The sequence below is a fragment of the Variovorax beijingensis genome (assembly GCF_007828835.1).
Taxonomy (GTDB): domain Bacteria; phylum Pseudomonadota; class Gammaproteobacteria; order Burkholderiales; family Burkholderiaceae_C; genus Variovorax; species Variovorax beijingensis_A.
The window spans coordinates 288,357-302,790 of sequence record NZ_VIVL01000001.1; the positions used below are offsets into that span (position 1 = coordinate 288,357).

Genomic DNA, 14,434 nt, shown 5'->3' on the forward strand with positions numbered 1-14,434 from the left:
GGCAAAGCCGGTTCCGCGGTGTTTCCCGAAAGGGACGGGTGCAATGAAGCGCCGGGGTTTTCTTGGGGCTGCGGCGGGCGCCCTTGCGCTCGCTGGCTGCGAGGCCCCGCCGCCGCCCATCGACGGCGGCTTCACCGGCATCGACGTCGCGCGCGGCCACGCACTGCGCGACAGCGCGCTCAAGGGCCCGTCTCCGGCAAGCATGAAGCGCACGCGCGTGGTGATTGCCGGAGGCGGCGTCGCGGGTCTCGCCGCCGCGCGCGCACTGCGGCTCGCGGGCATCGAGGACTTCGTGCTGCTCGAGCTCGAGGATGCGGCGGGCGGCAATGCGCGCGGCGGCATGGTGAGCGGCATTGCCTGTCCGCTCGGCGCGCACTACCTGCCGACGCCCGGCGACGATGCGCGTGAAGTACAGGACCTGCTCGAGGAACTCGGCCTGCGCCGGCGCGTGGCGGGCCGCTGGGAATACGACGAGCGCCACCTCTGCCACAGCCCGCAGGAGCGGCTGTTCTTCCGCGGCGAGTGGCAGGACGGCCTGCTGCCCCTGCATGGCGTGGGCGCCGACACGCACGCGCAGTACCGCAGGTTCGCGCAGCGCATCGACGCGCTGCAGCACGCGGCGCACTTCGTCATTCCCACGCTCAAGGCCGCCCTCACGCCCGAGCTGCTGGCGCTCGATGCCGTCAGCTTCGCGCAATGGCTCGACGGCGAGGGCTTCGGCGATGCGCAGCTGCGCTGGTACCTCGACTACTGCTGCCGCGACGACTACGGCGCAGGCATCGAACAGGTCTCGGCCTGGGCCGGCATCCACTACTTCGCGAGCCGCCATGGCTTTCACGCGCCCGGCGATGCGAAAGGCGGCGGCGCCGAATCGGCCGCCGAGCGCGACGGAGTGCTTACCTGGCCCGAGGGCAATGGCTGGCTCACAAAGCGGCTGGCCGCGCCGCTCGGCGACCGCTTGCGCACAGGCCAGGCCGTCACGCGCATCGCCGAGCTTCGCGGCGGTGTCGAGGTCGACGCGTGGGATGCCGCATCGCAATCGCTGGTGCGCTGGCAGGCCGGGCGTTGCATCGTCGCGCTGCCGGTGTTCATCGCCGCGCGCGTGGTCGAAAACGCGCCGGAGGTATTGAAGAACGCCGCCGCGCACCTGCGCTATGCCCCCTGGCTCGTGGCCAACGTGCACCTGCGCGGACCGCTCGCCGACCGGCCCGGCGCCGCACCGAGCTGGGACAACGTGATCCACGGCACGCGCGGCCTCGGCTACGTCGATGCGCGCCATCAGACGCTCGACCCCACGCCGCGCGGCACCGTGCTGAGCTGGTACCGCCCGCTCGGCCCGAGCCGCCACGACGGCGCCGATGGCCGCCGCCTGCTGCTCGACCGCCCCTGGACCGGCTGGCGCGACGAGCTGCTCGCCGAACTCTCGGTGCCGCACCCCGACCTGCCTTCGCTCGCGACGCGCATCGAGATCACGCGCTACGGCCACGCCATGTCGATCCCGCGGCCGGGCCTGCTTGCGCAGATCGGCGCGCACCGCATGTCGCCGGACGCAGGGCACCGCGGCCGTGTCATCGCGGGCCGGCTTTCGTTCGCGCATGCCGACTGGTCGGGCTATTCGATCTTCGAGGAGGCGTTCACGCGCGGGCACGTCGCGGGCGAGGCGCCGGGCTGAAGGCCCGGGTGCCTCATGTCATGGCCGCGTCACGCGTGGCCGGCATGGTCTCGCGTTTCGACACGGAACCTCTCTTTCCAATGACGCGCCCCGCTTCTTTCTTTTTCTGTACTTCTTTCATCGCGCTGGCCGCCGCGCTCGCCTGCGGCCATGCCGCCGCACAGGCCGCCTTCCCTGCGACGCTGGCCGGCCATGCCGTACTGCCCGCGCAAAGCTTCGTCGCGGCGCCCAAGGATGCGCCCGCCGACCTGCAGGTGAGCGGCAAGTTCACCTCGGGCAAGCGCGTGGAGGCGCTGGGCACCATCGAAGGCTTGTCCGGTGGCCGCGGCACCGGCGTCTCGCTGCCCTTCAAGGGCCAGCCGCTGCAGGGCCACTCGGGCATCAAGAAGATGGACGACGGCTCGTTCTGGATCCTCACCGACAACGGTGCTGGCGCCAAGGCCAACTCGCCCGACTTCATGCTCTACCTGAACCACTACAAGGTGGACTTCAAGAGCGGCAAGTTCAACCGCCTGAACACCATCTTCCTGCACGACCCGGACAAGAAGGTGCCCTTCCGCATCGTTCACGAGGGCACGAAGCAGCGCTACCTGACCGGCTCCGACTTCGATCCCGAGAGCTTCCAGTTTGCCGGCGGCGCCCTGTGGATCGGCGAGGAGTTCGGCCCCTTCCTGATCAAGGCCGACCTCAAGGGCAAGGTGCTCGCGGTGTTCGACACGCAGGTCGACGGCAAGGCCGTGCGCTCCCCCGACCATCCGGCCGTCACCACGCCGGGCGCACCGGGCGGCGCGGTCGATTTCCAGATCAAGCGCTCCAAGGGCTTCGAAGGCATGGCTTCGTCGAAGGACGGCAGCAAGCTCTACGCGCTGCTCGAAGGCCCGGTGTGGAACGCCGAGGCAAAGGACTACGAGAAGCTGGACGGCAAGGAAGCGCTGCGCGTGCTGGAGTTCGACGTGGCTTCGGAAAAATGGACCGGCCGCCACTGGAAATACCCGCTCGAAGCCAATGGCCACGCCATCGGCGACTTCAACATGATCGACGCGACCACCGGATTGATCATCGAGCGCGACAACGGCGAGGGCACCAGCGACAAGGCCTGCCCCGAGGGCCAGAAGCGCAGCGACTGCTTCCACGACATCGCCAAATTCAAGCGCGTCTACAAGATCGAGTTGAGCGACGCCAACGCGGGCGGCGCGGTACGCAAGATCGGCTACATCGACTTGCTGAACATCGCCGACCCGGCCGGGCTCGCGCGCAAGCCGCTCAACGACGGCGTGCTCAAGTTCCCGTTCTTCACGATCGAGAACGTGGACGTGGTCGATGCCACGCACATCGTGGTCGGCAACGACAACAACCTGCCGTTCTCCAGCAGCCGCGAGCCGAACCAGGCGGACGACAACGAGCTGGTGCTGCTGGAGGCGGGGGCGCTGCTGCAGGCCAGGTAGCGCCATCGCGAGTGGCCGGCTGACGCGCCTCTTCATAATTCGCGCATGTCGCCCGAACTGCTCCCCGCCATTGCCGCCTTCGCACGCATTGCGCACCACGCCAGCTTCACGCGGGCCGCGCAAGAGCTGGGCGTGTCGCCCTCGGCCCTGTCGCAGACCGTGCGCATGCTCGAGGGGCGGCTCGGCGTGCGCCTGCTCGACCGCACCACGCGGCGCGTCGGCGTGACCGAGCTGGGCCAGCAATTGCTCAAAGGTGCGCAGCCGGCGCTGGCCGCGCTCGCGCAGGCGGTCGAAGGCCTGGACGAGGCGCGCGACAAGCCGGCCGGGCTGCTGCGCCTGAACGTCGCGCGCGTGTCGGCCGAATTGCTGCTGAACCCGCACTTCGCGGACTTTGCCGAGGCCTATCCCGACATCACGCTGGAACTGGTCTGCGACAACCGCATGATCGAGCTGGTCGAAGGCGGCTTCGACGCCGGCATCCGGCTCGGCGAAAGCCTGGCGCAGGACGTGGTGGCCCTGCCGGTGGGGGGGCCGCAGCGCATGGTGACGCTCGCGTCGCCGCGCTACCTGGCGGGGCGCAGGCCGCCGAAGACGCCCGAGGACCTGCGCGAGCACCAGTGCCTGAACTACCGCCTGACCACGGGGGCCCTCTATCGCTGGGAATACGCACAGGACGGCCGCGTGCTCGACGTCGAAGTGGCCGGGCCGCTGATCAGCAACGACGGCGATGTGCTGCTGGCCGCCGCGCGCGACGGCGCGGGCATCATGGTGGCCTTCGAAGGCATGGTGCGCGGCGATCTGGAAAGCGGCCGCCTGGTGCCGCTGCTCGAGCCCTGGTGGCCCACGTTTCCGGGCTTCTACCTGTACCACCCGAGCCGCGCGCAGATGCCGCGCAAGCTCAGGGTGTTCATCGACTTCCTGCAGGCGCGGCATGCGCCGCCGCCGGTGTCGCAGCGCGCGGTCAAGCTCGCATCAGTGCCTCGATCTCGTCCGCCTTCACCGGCACGCCGCGCGAGATGAGCTCGCAGCCGGTGGCCGTGACGATCGCGTCGTCCTCGATGCGGATGCCGATGTTGTGGAACTGCTCGGGCACGCCCTCGGCGGGGCGCACGTAGATGCCGGGCTCCAGCGTCAGCACCATGCCGGGGTGCAGGATCCGGCTCGGCCGGTTCTTGATGACTTCGTTCGACAGCGGGTCCTTGCGTTCGCTCACCTCGCCCACCTGCGTGGGCTCGACATAGCTGCCGCAGTCGTGCACGTCCATGCCGAGCCAGTGGCCGGTGCGGTGCATGTAGAACTGGAAGTAGGCGCGCGAGTCGATCACGTCGTCGACGCTGCCGACCTTGCCGGCATCGAGCAGGCCGAGGTCGAGCATGCCCTGCGCCAGCACCTTGACCGCCGCATCGTGCGGGTCCGTGAAGCGATTGCCGGCCTTGGTGGCTGCGGCCGAGGCGTCCTGGCTGGCCAGCACCAGGTCGTACAGCGCGCGCTGCGGCCCGCTGAACCTGCCGTTGGCCGGGAAGGTGCGCGTGATGTCGCTGGCATAGCCGTCGAGTTCGCAGCCTGCGTCGATCAGCACCAGTTCACCGCTGCGCACCGGCGCCGCGTCGGCGCGGTAGTGCAGCACGCAGGCATTGGCGCCCGCCGCCACGATGGAGCCGTAGGCCGGGTACTGCGAGCCGCCCAGGCGGAACTCGTGCAGCAGCTCGGCGTCGAGGTGGTACTCGCGCACGTCCTTGCCTTCGCGCAGCATGCGCGCCGACAGCTGCATCGCGCGGATGTGGGCGCGCGCGCTGATCTGCGCGGCGCGCCGCATGATGTCCTGTTCGTGCGCGTCCTTCACCAGGCGCATTTCGTCGAGCGGACCGCACAGGTCGTGCAGTTCCTCGGGGCACAGCGCGCCGTACCGCACGCGTGCACGCACCGACTGCAGCCAGCCGTCGACGCGTGTTTCGAGGCCCTTGTGGATCGCGAACGGAAACCACACGGTCGACTTGTTCTCGAGCAGCTTCGGCAGCCGGGCGTCGAGCTCGTCGACCGAGAAGGCCTCGTCCACGCCAAGCGCCGCGGGCGCGGCGTCGGGGCCCAGGCGATAACCGTCCCAGATCTCGCGCTCCAGGTCCTTGGGCGCGCAGAACAGCATGCTGCGGCCGTCGCCCGCGAGCACCAGCCAGGCGTTGGGCTCGGTGAAGCCGGTCAGGTAATGGAAGTAGCTGTCATGCCGGAACAGGAAGTCGCTGTCGCGGTTGCGCTGGCGCTCGGGCGCGGTCGGGACGATGGCGATGCCGTCCTTGCCCAGTTGCGATGCGAGGCGCGCGCGGCGCTTGGCGTAGATCCGGTGGTCTTCTGAGGTCATCTTGGCGTGTTCAGTTGAAGAAGCCGTTCGGGCGTTCCCACGTCGGTCCAGGGACCGGCGTAGAGCTCGGCGCTCACGCGTTCATTGTCCATCGCGGCGCGCAGGATCGGGGCCAGCGGGGCTTTGGCGCCCGCCGGGTTGCCGGCCGGGATGCCGCAATAGGGCGGCGCAAAAAGCGCGGCACGGTAGAGGCCAATGGTCGAGAAAGTGTATTTCTCGGCCGCCGAGTTGAGCGCCAGGCCTTCTGCGGAGAGTCCGAAGTCCCCCTTGGGGTTGTGCGCGGGGTTCGGCACCAGCCACAGGTGCGCCAGCTTGCCGCTGGCCGCGAAGCGGTCCACCGCGGCCTGCGCGAAGGCGAAATCCGGCGCGAACACGTCGCCGGCCGCCACCCAGAAAATCTCGCCCAGTCGGGGCAGCGCACGCACGATGCCGCCGGCCGTTTCCAGCGCTTCGCCGAAATCGCGGCCTTCGTCGGAGTAGGAAATCGATAGCGCAGGATGCCCATCCAGCAAGGGCTTGGGGCCGAAGTGGTTGGAGATCTTCTCGCCGAGCCAGGCGGTGTTGACCACCAGGTCGGTGAAGCCGCCGGCGGCCAGCGCCTCCATCGGCCATTGCATCAGCGGCTTGCCGCGCACTTCGAGCAGCGGCTTGGGCGTGGTGTCCGTCAGCGGCCGCATGCGCTCGCCGCGGCCGGCCGCGAGGATCATCGCCCGCACGGAAGCCGGGGCACTCACGCGGCGACGCTGCCGCGCAGCAGTTCGTTGCGCTCGCTGTGGCGCGGCTGGAACAGCGCGACCAGGCATTCCATCAGCGCATGCGCCTTGGCCGAATGGTCGCCGCCGAAGTTGCACACATACACGTCGAGCGTGGCGCCGCGCTGTTCGGGCCAGGTGTGGATGCACAGGTGCGATTCGGCCAGCAGCACGGTGGCCGTGACGCCGCCCGGCCCTTGCGGCGTGGCCGGAAAACCATGGACCAGCTTGCCCACCGGCTGCAGCCCGGCGGCCGTTGCCGCCTTGATGCAGACGGCGCCGAGCGCCTCCTTGTCGGTGAGCCATTGCATGGCGCATTGGCAGTCGTGGAGATCGGCGGTGAGGTGCAGCCCATGCATGGGTGGCAACTCTAGCAGCCCGGGTGTCGCCAAAGAGCATCAGTGGGGTGTTCTGGCCGCTGCAGGAGGGGGGTGGAGCGAGGCCGGTAAAATCGCGGGTTCCCCCTAATCCACATTCCCCGAAAGCCCACCGCCCATGGCAAACCAAGCCCTGATGGCCAACGCGATCCGCGCGCTGGCCATGGATGCCGTCCAACAAGCAAACTCCGGCCATCCGGGCGCACCGATGGGCATGGCCGACATGGCCGTCGCACTCTGGGGCGAACACCTGCGCTACAACCCCGCGAACCCGCACTGGTTCGACCGCGACCGCTTCGTGCTGTCGAACGGCCACGCCTCGATGCTGCTGTATTCGGTGCTGCACCTCACCGGCTACGACCTGCCCCTTGCCGAGCTCAAGAACTTCCGCCAGCTGCACAGCAAGACCGCGGGCCACCCCGAAGTGGACGTGACCCCCGGCGTGGAAACCACCACCGGCCCGCTGGGCCAGGGCATCACCAATGCGGTGGGCTTTGCATTGGCCGAGAAGCTGCTCGCGGCCGAGTTCAATCGCAAGGACCATGCCATCGTCGACCACCACACCTACGCCTTCCTGGGCGACGGCTGCATGATGGAAGGCATCAGCCATGAAGCCTGCGCGCTGGCCGGCGCCTGGCACCTGAACAAGCTGATCGCGCTGTACGACGACAACGGCATCAGCATCGATGGCCAGGTGAAGCCCTGGTTCATCGACAACACCGAAGAGCGCTTCAAGGCCTACGGCTGGAACGTGATCGGCCCGATCGACGGCAACGACGCCAAGGACGTGTCCAAGGCCATCGCCAAGGCGAAGAAGGAAGATTCGAAGCCCACCCTCATCATCTGCAAGACGCAGATCGGCAAGGGCAGCCCGAACCGCGCCAACACCGCCAAGGCCCACGGCGAGCCGCTGGGCGCCGACGAGATCACGCTCACCCGCGCCGCGCTGAACTGGCCCTATGCGGCCTTCGAAGTGCCGGAGGAAGCCTACGCCGACTGGAACCACAAGGAAGAAGGCGCCAAGGCCGAAGCGGCCTGGAACGACAAGTTCGAGGCCTACGCCAAGGCCTACCCCGGCCTGGCCGCCGAGTTCACCCGCCGCATGAAGGGCGAGCTGCCCAGGAACTTCCACCAGGTGGCGTTCGACACCGTGGTCGCGGCCCACACCAAGGGCGAGACCGTGGCCAGCCGCAAGGCCAGCCAGCTCGCGCTCGAGGCCTTCACCGCCGCGCTGCCCGAAATGCTCGGCGGCAGCGCCGACCTCACGGGCTCCAACCTCACCAACACCAAGAGCACTGCCGCGCTGCGCTTCGACGCCAAGACCGGCGCCGTGGTGCTGAACGCGCCCCCTGCGCCGCAGCCTCCGCAAGGCGCCGAAGACGAAGCCGCGCAGGGCGAAGCCGTCGAGCCGCCGCACGGCGAGATCGGCCGCCACATCAACTACGGCGTGCGCGAGTTCGGCATGGCGGCCATCATGAACGGCATCGCGCTGCATGGCGGCTTCATTCCCTACGGCGGCACCTTCCTGACCTTCAGCGACTACAGCCGCAACGCCATCCGCATGGCCGCGCTCATGAAGCGCCGCGTGGTGCACGTGTTCACGCACGACTCCATCGGCCTGGGCGAAGACGGCCCGACGCACCAGTCGATCGAGCACGCCGCCTCGCTGCGCCTGATTCCGAACCTCGACGTCTGGCGTCCGGGCGACACCGCCGAAACCGCCGTGGCCTGGGCCGTGGCGCTGCAGAACCAGTCGCGTCCGACCGCGCTGCTGCTGAGCCGCCAGAACATCGCCTACGCGCCCAAGGGCGAGCTCGGCGACATCAGCCGCGGCGCCTACGTGCTGGCGGAGCCCGAAGCCGTCGGCCTAAAGAGCAAGAAGACCGCCGCGGTCATCATCGCCACCGGTTCCGAAGTGCAGCTGGCACTGGCCGCGCAGAAGCTGCTGGCCGAGAAGAAGATTGCCGTGCGCGTGGTGTCGATGCCCTCGACCACCACCTTCGACCGCCAGGACGTGGCCTACAAGAAGGCCGTGCTGCCCAAGAAGCTGCCGCGCATCGCGGTGGAAATGGGCTGCACCGGCGGCTGGTGGAAATACGGCTGCGCGGCCGTCGTGGGCATCGACACCTATGGCGAGTCGGCACCGGCCGGGGCGCTGTTCAAGCACTTCGGCTTCACGGCCGAGAACGTTGCCGCCACGGTCGAAGCCGCACTGCGCGGCTGAGCCCGGCGAGGCTTTTCCCCTTTCTGTCCGACCACAAGTTTTTCAACCTTAGGAGCAAATCAGATGGCTATCAAACTCGGTATCAACGGCTTCGGTCGCATCGGTCGCAACGTGCTGCGCGCAGCGGTGCAGAACTTCAAGAACGACATCGAGATCGTCGCCATCAACGACCTGCTCGAGCCCGACTACCTGGCCTACATGCTCCAGTACGACTCGGTGCACGGCCGCTTCAAGGGCGAAGTCACGGTGGAAGGCAACACGCTGATCGTCAACGGCAAGAAGATCCGCCTCACGCAGGAGCGCGATCCGGCGCAGCTGAAGTGGAACGAAGTCGGCGCCGACATCGTGCTCGAGTCGACCGGCCTCTTCCTCACCAAGGAAACCTGCCAGAAGCACCTCGACGCGGGCGCGAAGAAGGTGATCATGTCGGCCCCCTCGAAGGACGACACCCCGATGTTCGTCTACGGCGTGAACGACAAGAAGTACGCCGGCGAAGCCATCGTCAGCAACGCCAGCTGTACCACCAACTGCCTGGCACCGCTGGCCAAGGTGCTGAACGACAAGTGGGGCATCAAGCGCGGCCTGATGACCACCGTGCACGCCGCCACCGCCACGCAGAAGACCGTCGACGGCCCGAGCAACAAGGACTGGCGCGGCGGCCGCGGCATCCTGGAAAACATCATTCCCTCGAGCACCGGCGCCGCCAAGGCCGTGGGCGTGGTGATCCCCGAGCTCAACAAGAAGCTCACCGGCATGAGCTTCCGCGTGCCGACCTCCGACGTGTCGGTGGTCGACCTCACGGTGGAGCTCGAGAAGGAAGCCACCTACAAGGAAATCTGCGCCGAGATGAAGTCGCAGAGCGAAGGCGCGCTCAAGGGCGTGCTGGGCTACACCGAGGACAAGGTGGTGGCCACCGACTTCCGCGGCGACCCGCGCACCTCGATCTTCGACGCCGAAGCCGGCATTGCGCTGGACGGCACCTTCGTGAAGCTCGTGAGCTGGTACGACAACGAATGGGGCTACTCGAACAAGTGCCTGGAGATGGTGAAGGTCGTGGCGAAGTAAAAGCTTCGCGGACCCGGCAACAAAAACGCGCCCTCGGGCGCGTTTTTTCATGGGCGTGGCACCGGGCGGTTCAGCGCAGCTTCTCGTTCCTGCGGATCTCGCTGGCCAGCTGGTTCGCCACCTCGGCCGATGCGCGCTTGGCGGAGAGCGCGAGGTCGTGCTTGAACTCGCTGAACTCCGCGGCACCCCGGCCGGTCGCCTTGACCCGCGTGATTTCCGCGCCGGCCGGATCGGTCACGGTGCAGGCGATCTCGGTGGTGAACTCCGTGGGTGGCCAGGTGAGGACCGACGAGGAGCTGGAACTGGTCGTGATCGCCGGCGTGAACACATAGGCTGCCCCCGACGCCTTGACGGCACTGGCATCGGCCGCCGAGGGGATGACGACCACGTCCTGGTAGACCGCGCGCAGCGCATCGCGGATCGATTTTTCCAGGTCGCGGTACGGGTAGTAGCTGATGCGGTCGCCGCCGCCGCCGGGGGTGATGGCCTGCTTGCCGCGCTCGGCATCGCTCATGGCATAGGCCACCTTCTTCGGCACCAGGTAGGTGTCGACGCGCTGCGGCGGCGCCGCCTCGGTGCTGAGCGAGATGGGGTGTGCGCAACCTGCGAGCACTGCGGCGAAGGCCAGCGCCAGCGCAATGCGGACGGTTCCGGAAAAGGACATGTTGGTCTTCCTTTTTTTTCGAACGGGTGGCGTCAGGAGCCGATGGCGGCGGCGAACTGCGGGTCGGTGTAGACCTTTTTCAGCAGCGCGCGAACGAGCGTCGGATAGGCCGTCTGCCCGGCCGGAATGGCCACCATGCCCGCGAAGCTGGACTCGAAGCTGATGTCGGCCTTGTAGGTCTTCTTCAGCCGCTGCACGCCTTCGCGCGTGACCTCGATCTGCACTTCCATCACGCCCGTGCCGGTGGAGATGTTCCCCACGCTGACGTCGTTGGCCAGGATCCGGGCATCGAGCCGCGTGCGCGACTTGGCATCGAATGCGGAGACTTCCTTCAGGTCGCGCACCAGCGCTTCCTCGAGATACTTGGCAAAGGTGCCGCTGGGCGAATCCAGCCGGGTTCCGCGCAGCGAGATCCTGTTGACGGGCGCGTTGGGGTCGGTCGGCTCGACCTTCACCACTGCGACGGTGGAAGGCTTCGAGGCCTTGAGCTGGTCAAGCGCGGCGTAGTCCGGCGCGTAGGGCGGTGCCTTGGGCGATGCGCAACCCGTCGCCAGGACGGCGAGCGCGCAGAGGACAACGCCGAGCAGGCGGTTGTTTGCCATGTTTCTTCTCCTCCAGAGTTGTTTGGAGGCGCGACAGTAACATGACGTAAACCGGCCGCGTCAGACCGGCTCGAGCACGTGGATCAGCTTGCTCTGGACCAGCTCCTTCGTCTTCGCCCCGTGGGCCGCCATGTGCGGCGCCACCGCGTGGGCCTGCAGGTGCGCCAGCGTTTCCCATTTCTCGATCACCACGAAGGTGTCGGGCCCGAAGCTGGCCTTCGATGCAGGCACGCCCGCGGCGTCGACCGTGGCGCCGTATTCGATGCAACCCTCTTCGGCCAGCACGGCCGCGCGGTTGGCGGCAAAGGCTTCGAGCAGGCTGGCGCGCTGGCCCGGCTTGGCGGTGATGACGGCGACGACGTGGATCATGGAAAAAAGCTCCGTTGTTGCATGGGTGTGGAATGGGACCGTCGAATCTAAAAGACCGGCCGCCCGGCCAGCGGTCCCGCGCGCGACCCTATCATCGCCCGCATGTTCTTTCCCCTGCCCCGCACGGCCACCGCGCCGTTCTGTCCCTCCGAAGTCAAGGGCAGCGTGGCGGTCCCGCGGGACCTGCCCTTCGGCAAGAAGCTGCTGCGCTACGCGGGCCCCGGCCTGCTGGTGTCGGTGGGCTACATGGACCCGGGCAACTGGGCGACCGACATCGAGGCCGGGTCGCGCTTCGGCTACGGCCTGCTCTTCGTGGTGCTGCTCGCGAGCCTCGCGGCGATGCTGCTGCAGACGCTGTGCGTGCGGCTCGGGCTGGTGGCGCAGAAAGACCTGGCGCGCGCCTGCCGCGAGCACTATTCGCCGCGCGTGAGCCGCTTCCTGTGGCTGGGCGCGGAGCTGGCCATCGTGGCCTGCGACCTGGCCGAGGTGCTGGGCAGCGCGCTCGCATTGCACCTGCTGTTCGGCGTCTCGATCCCGGTCGGCATCGGCATCACTGCGTTCGACACGCTGCTCGTGCTGGGGCTCCAGGGCGCGGGCTTCCGCCGCGTCGAGGCGATCGTGCTCGGGCTGGTGGGCACCATCGCGGGCTGCTTCGTGGTGGAGCTCGCGATGTCGCAGCCCAACTGGTTCGGCGTGGCGATGGGCTTCGCGCCCAGCTTCGAGCGGCTGCAGCAGCCAGGCGCGCTGTACCTTGCGATCGGCGTGGTCGGCGCCACCGTGATGCCGCACAACCTGTACCTGCATTCGTCCATCGTGCAGACCCGGCTGGTGGCCGACAGCGATGCGGCGCGGCGCGAGGCGGTGCGCTTCTGCACCTTCGACGCGGTGTTCTCGCTCTCGCTCGCGCTGCTGGTCAACGCGGCCATCATGGTGCTGGCGGCCAGCGCCTTCCACAGCACCGGCCATGTGGAGGTGACCGAGATCGACGACGCCTACCGGCTCATCGAGCCCATCGTGGGCAGCGCGGTGGCGGCCACGCTGTTCGGCATTGCGCTCCTGGCCTCGGGCCAGAGCTCGACCTTCACTGGCACCATCGCGGGCCAGATCATCATGGAAGGTTTTCTCGACCTGAAGATCCCGTGCTGGCAGCGCCGCCTGATCACGCGGGGGCTGGCGCTCGGGCCGGCGTTCCTGGGGGTCTGGTGGTTCGGCGATGGCGGCGTGGGCAAGATGCTGGTGCTGAGCCAGGTGGTGCTGAGCTTCCAGCTGCCGTTCGCGATGTGGCCGCTGATCCGCTTCACGAGCAGCCGCGCGCTGATGGGCGGCTTTGCCAACGGCAGGCTGGTCAAGCTGCTGGCCTGGGGGCTGTTCGGCGTGATCAGCTCGGCCAACGTGTGGCTGGTGGCGTCGACGGTGCTCGGCGGCCCTTGATTTGGTGAAGACGAAGCCTTGTATCTTTAGCGCTCGGCCGCGTCCTTCCACAGGTGCACCAGCGACTCGGGCGCTTCGTTCTCGGGCACCTCGAAGCTGACCGAGCCCGAATGGGAAGTGGCGCTTTCCACCACGACCTCCACGCGGTAGAAGCGCTGGTCGCCGCCCGGCGAACCGGGGCCGCCGCGCGGCTCCGCGTGCGGCGCGGCGCTTTGCAGCGCTTCGCCGATCTGCTGGCGCAATTCCTCGCTGCAGTTGCCCAGTTGGTAGCTGCGCGGGCGCGACAGGCCCGGCACGTAGGCCACGCCGCCCTCGCGCGTCAGGCGCACGACGGAGGCCTGGTCCAGGGGCGGAAGCTGAATCATGATGGTGTGACTCCCACGGTGTTCCATGCGGCGCCAACGGCCTTGTGCGCCGCGCTGCCGGCGCCGAAGCGCCTGGCCGCATTTTCCACGCTGAGCTGTGCGAAGGCCAGGAAATCGGCGTCCCGGCGCAGCCGCCGGTCACACACCGTGTCGTACCAGACGCGGCCGGCCGTCTCCCATGCCGGGCCCTGGATGGCCGTGGCAGCGAGATGAAAGGCGCGGTTCGGAATGCCGGAATTGATGTGCACGCCGCCATTGTCCTGCCGCGTGTCGACAAAGTCTTTCATGTGGGCAGGCTGCGGGTCCTTGCCGAGCACCGGATCGTCGTAGGCCGTGCCGGGCTCGGCCATCGAGCGCAGTGCGCGCGCCTTCACACGGTCGGTGAAGAGCCCCGCGCCCACCAGCCAGTCGGCCTGCTGGGCCGTCTGCTTCCGCAGGTGCTGCTTGACCAGCGCGCCGAACACGTCGCAGATCGATTCGTTGAGCGCGCCCGGCTGCCCCTGGTAGACCAGGCTCGCCTCGTGGTCGATCACGCCGTGCGTGAGCTCGTGGCCGATGATGTCCACCGCGATGGTGAAGCGGTTCATGACCTCGCCGTCGCCGTCGCCGAACACCATCTGCCTGCCGTTCCAGAAGGCGTTGTCGTAGTCGTTGCCGTAGTGCACGCTGCCCGTGAGCGGCATGCCCGCGCCATCGATGGAATCGCGCTCGAAGATGTCGTGATACAGGCGGTAGGTGGCGCCCAGGTAGTCGTAGGCCTCGTCGGCGGCGATGTCGCCGGTGGCGGCCTGCCCTTCGGCGCGCACCAGCCGGCCCGGCAGGGCCATGGTGTGTTCCGCGTCGTGGATGGCGCGTGCGGGCGAGTCACGCCGCAGGTAACTGGGCGCGGGGCCCGACGACACGCCCTGCCCGGCCACCGCCTCGCGCAGGCCGCGGTGCTGGCGGTCGATCATCAGCGTCTGCGCCGCCTTCGCGCTGGCATGTGCACCGGCATGTTGCGCCAGCCGGTCCAGCAGGTACGGCGGTACGAAGCTGGGCGGCAAAAGGCCCGGCGAGCGAAGCGGCATGGGCGACTCTCCTTTGCAGTTGAGGGCAACGAAAAAGACGGTATC

The 14,434-nt window shown here is 68.2% G+C and carries 14 protein-coding genes; 6 read left to right on the forward strand and 8 right to left on the reverse strand.

From position 1 onward, the window contains the following. Positions 1 to 43: 43 nt before the first annotated feature. From FB547_RS01350 to FB547_RS01360, 3 genes are all read left to right on the forward strand, one after another. A complete protein-coding gene (locus FB547_RS01350; protein ID WP_145738991.1) occupies positions 44 to 1,672 on the forward strand; it encodes an FAD-dependent oxidoreductase in 1,629 nt (542 codons plus the stop codon). Between the two features lie 80 nt (positions 1,673 to 1,752). Continuing rightward, entirely contained in the window at positions 1,753 to 3,117 is a 1,365-nt protein-coding gene (locus FB547_RS01355) for an esterase-like activity of phytase family protein (protein WP_145738993.1), read from the forward strand. Positions 3,118 to 3,162: 45 nt separating this feature from the next. Beyond that, the gene (locus tag FB547_RS01360) at positions 3,163 to 4,137 is read left to right on the forward strand and encodes a LysR family transcriptional regulator (protein ID WP_145738995.1); all 975 of its coding nucleotides are present in this window, start codon (positions 3,163 to 3,165) and stop codon (positions 4,135 to 4,137) included. Here the strand turns inward: FB547_RS01360 and FB547_RS01365 are convergent. From FB547_RS01365 to speD, 3 genes are read right to left on the reverse strand one after another with little or no spacing between them, the layout of a single operon-like run. After that, positions 4,079 to 5,473, reverse strand: coding sequence for an aminopeptidase P N-terminal domain-containing protein (locus tag FB547_RS01365; RefSeq protein WP_145738997.1), 1,395 nt, complete (start codon positions 5,471 to 5,473; stop codon positions 4,079 to 4,081). The genes FB547_RS01360 and FB547_RS01365 overlap by 59 nt on opposite strands. Then, complete coding sequence (locus FB547_RS01370) at positions 5,470 to 6,180, reverse strand: NDP-sugar synthase (RefSeq protein ID WP_145740520.1); 711 nt, start codon at positions 6,178 to 6,180, stop codon at positions 5,470 to 5,472. The genes FB547_RS01365 and FB547_RS01370 overlap by 4 nt, the downstream gene beginning before the upstream one ends. A 23-nt stretch (positions 6,181 to 6,203) precedes the next feature. After that, positions 6,204 to 6,584, reverse strand: coding sequence for an adenosylmethionine decarboxylase (gene speD, locus FB547_RS01375; RefSeq protein WP_145738999.1), 381 nt, complete (start codon positions 6,582 to 6,584; stop codon positions 6,204 to 6,206). A gap of 136 nt (positions 6,585 to 6,720) precedes the next feature. Here speD and FB547_RS01380 point away from each other — a divergent pair, with 136 nt between their 5' ends. Together FB547_RS01380 and gap are read left to right on the forward strand one after the other, a co-directional pair. Next, the gene (locus FB547_RS01380) at positions 6,721 to 8,826 is read left to right on the forward strand and encodes a transketolase family protein (RefSeq protein ID WP_145739001.1); all 2,106 of its coding nucleotides are present in this window, start codon (positions 6,721 to 6,723) and stop codon (positions 8,824 to 8,826) included. 63 nt (positions 8,827 to 8,889) lie between these two features. Continuing rightward, complete coding sequence (gap, locus tag FB547_RS01385) at positions 8,890 to 9,891, forward strand: type I glyceraldehyde-3-phosphate dehydrogenase (RefSeq protein ID WP_015867997.1); 1,002 nt, start codon at positions 8,890 to 8,892, stop codon at positions 9,889 to 9,891. Positions 9,892 to 9,961: 70 nt separating this feature from the next. On the opposite strand, the gene FB547_RS01390 is transcribed toward gap, so the two are convergent. From FB547_RS01390 to FB547_RS01400, 3 genes are read right to left on the reverse strand one after another with little or no spacing between them, the layout of a single operon-like run. Then, positions 9,962 to 10,555, reverse strand: a complete 594-nt coding sequence (locus FB547_RS01390; protein ID WP_145739004.1) for a hypothetical protein — start codon at positions 10,553 to 10,555, stop codon at positions 9,962 to 9,964. A gap of 32 nt (positions 10,556 to 10,587) precedes the next feature. Beyond that, the gene (locus FB547_RS01395; RefSeq protein ID WP_145739005.1) at positions 10,588 to 11,157 is read right to left on the reverse strand and encodes a hypothetical protein; all 570 of its coding nucleotides are present in this window, start codon (positions 11,155 to 11,157) and stop codon (positions 10,588 to 10,590) included. A 60-nt stretch (positions 11,158 to 11,217) separates the two neighbouring features. Next, complete coding sequence (locus FB547_RS01400) at positions 11,218 to 11,526, reverse strand: putative quinol monooxygenase (RefSeq protein WP_015867994.1); 309 nt, start codon at positions 11,524 to 11,526, stop codon at positions 11,218 to 11,220. A 102-nt stretch (positions 11,527 to 11,628) separates the two neighbouring features. Between FB547_RS01400 and FB547_RS01405 the strand changes: the two genes are divergently transcribed. Beyond that, on the forward strand, positions 11,629 to 12,957 hold the full coding sequence (locus FB547_RS01405) for an Nramp family divalent metal transporter (RefSeq protein WP_145739007.1): 1,329 nt from the start codon (positions 11,629 to 11,631) through the stop codon (positions 12,955 to 12,957). 26 nt (positions 12,958 to 12,983) lie between these two features. Here FB547_RS01405 and FB547_RS01410 read toward each other — a convergent pair whose 3' ends face one another. Together FB547_RS01410 and FB547_RS01415 are read right to left on the reverse strand one after the other, a co-directional pair. Further along, on the reverse strand, positions 12,984 to 13,322 hold the full coding sequence (locus FB547_RS01410) for a protealysin inhibitor emfourin (RefSeq protein ID WP_145739009.1): 339 nt from the start codon (positions 13,320 to 13,322) through the stop codon (positions 12,984 to 12,986). Beyond that, the gene (locus tag FB547_RS01415) at positions 13,319 to 14,389 is read right to left on the reverse strand and encodes a M4 family metallopeptidase (RefSeq protein WP_145739011.1); all 1,071 of its coding nucleotides are present in this window, start codon (positions 14,387 to 14,389) and stop codon (positions 13,319 to 13,321) included. The genes FB547_RS01410 and FB547_RS01415 overlap by 4 nt, the downstream gene beginning before the upstream one ends. Positions 14,390 to 14,434: the final 45 nt, after the last annotated feature.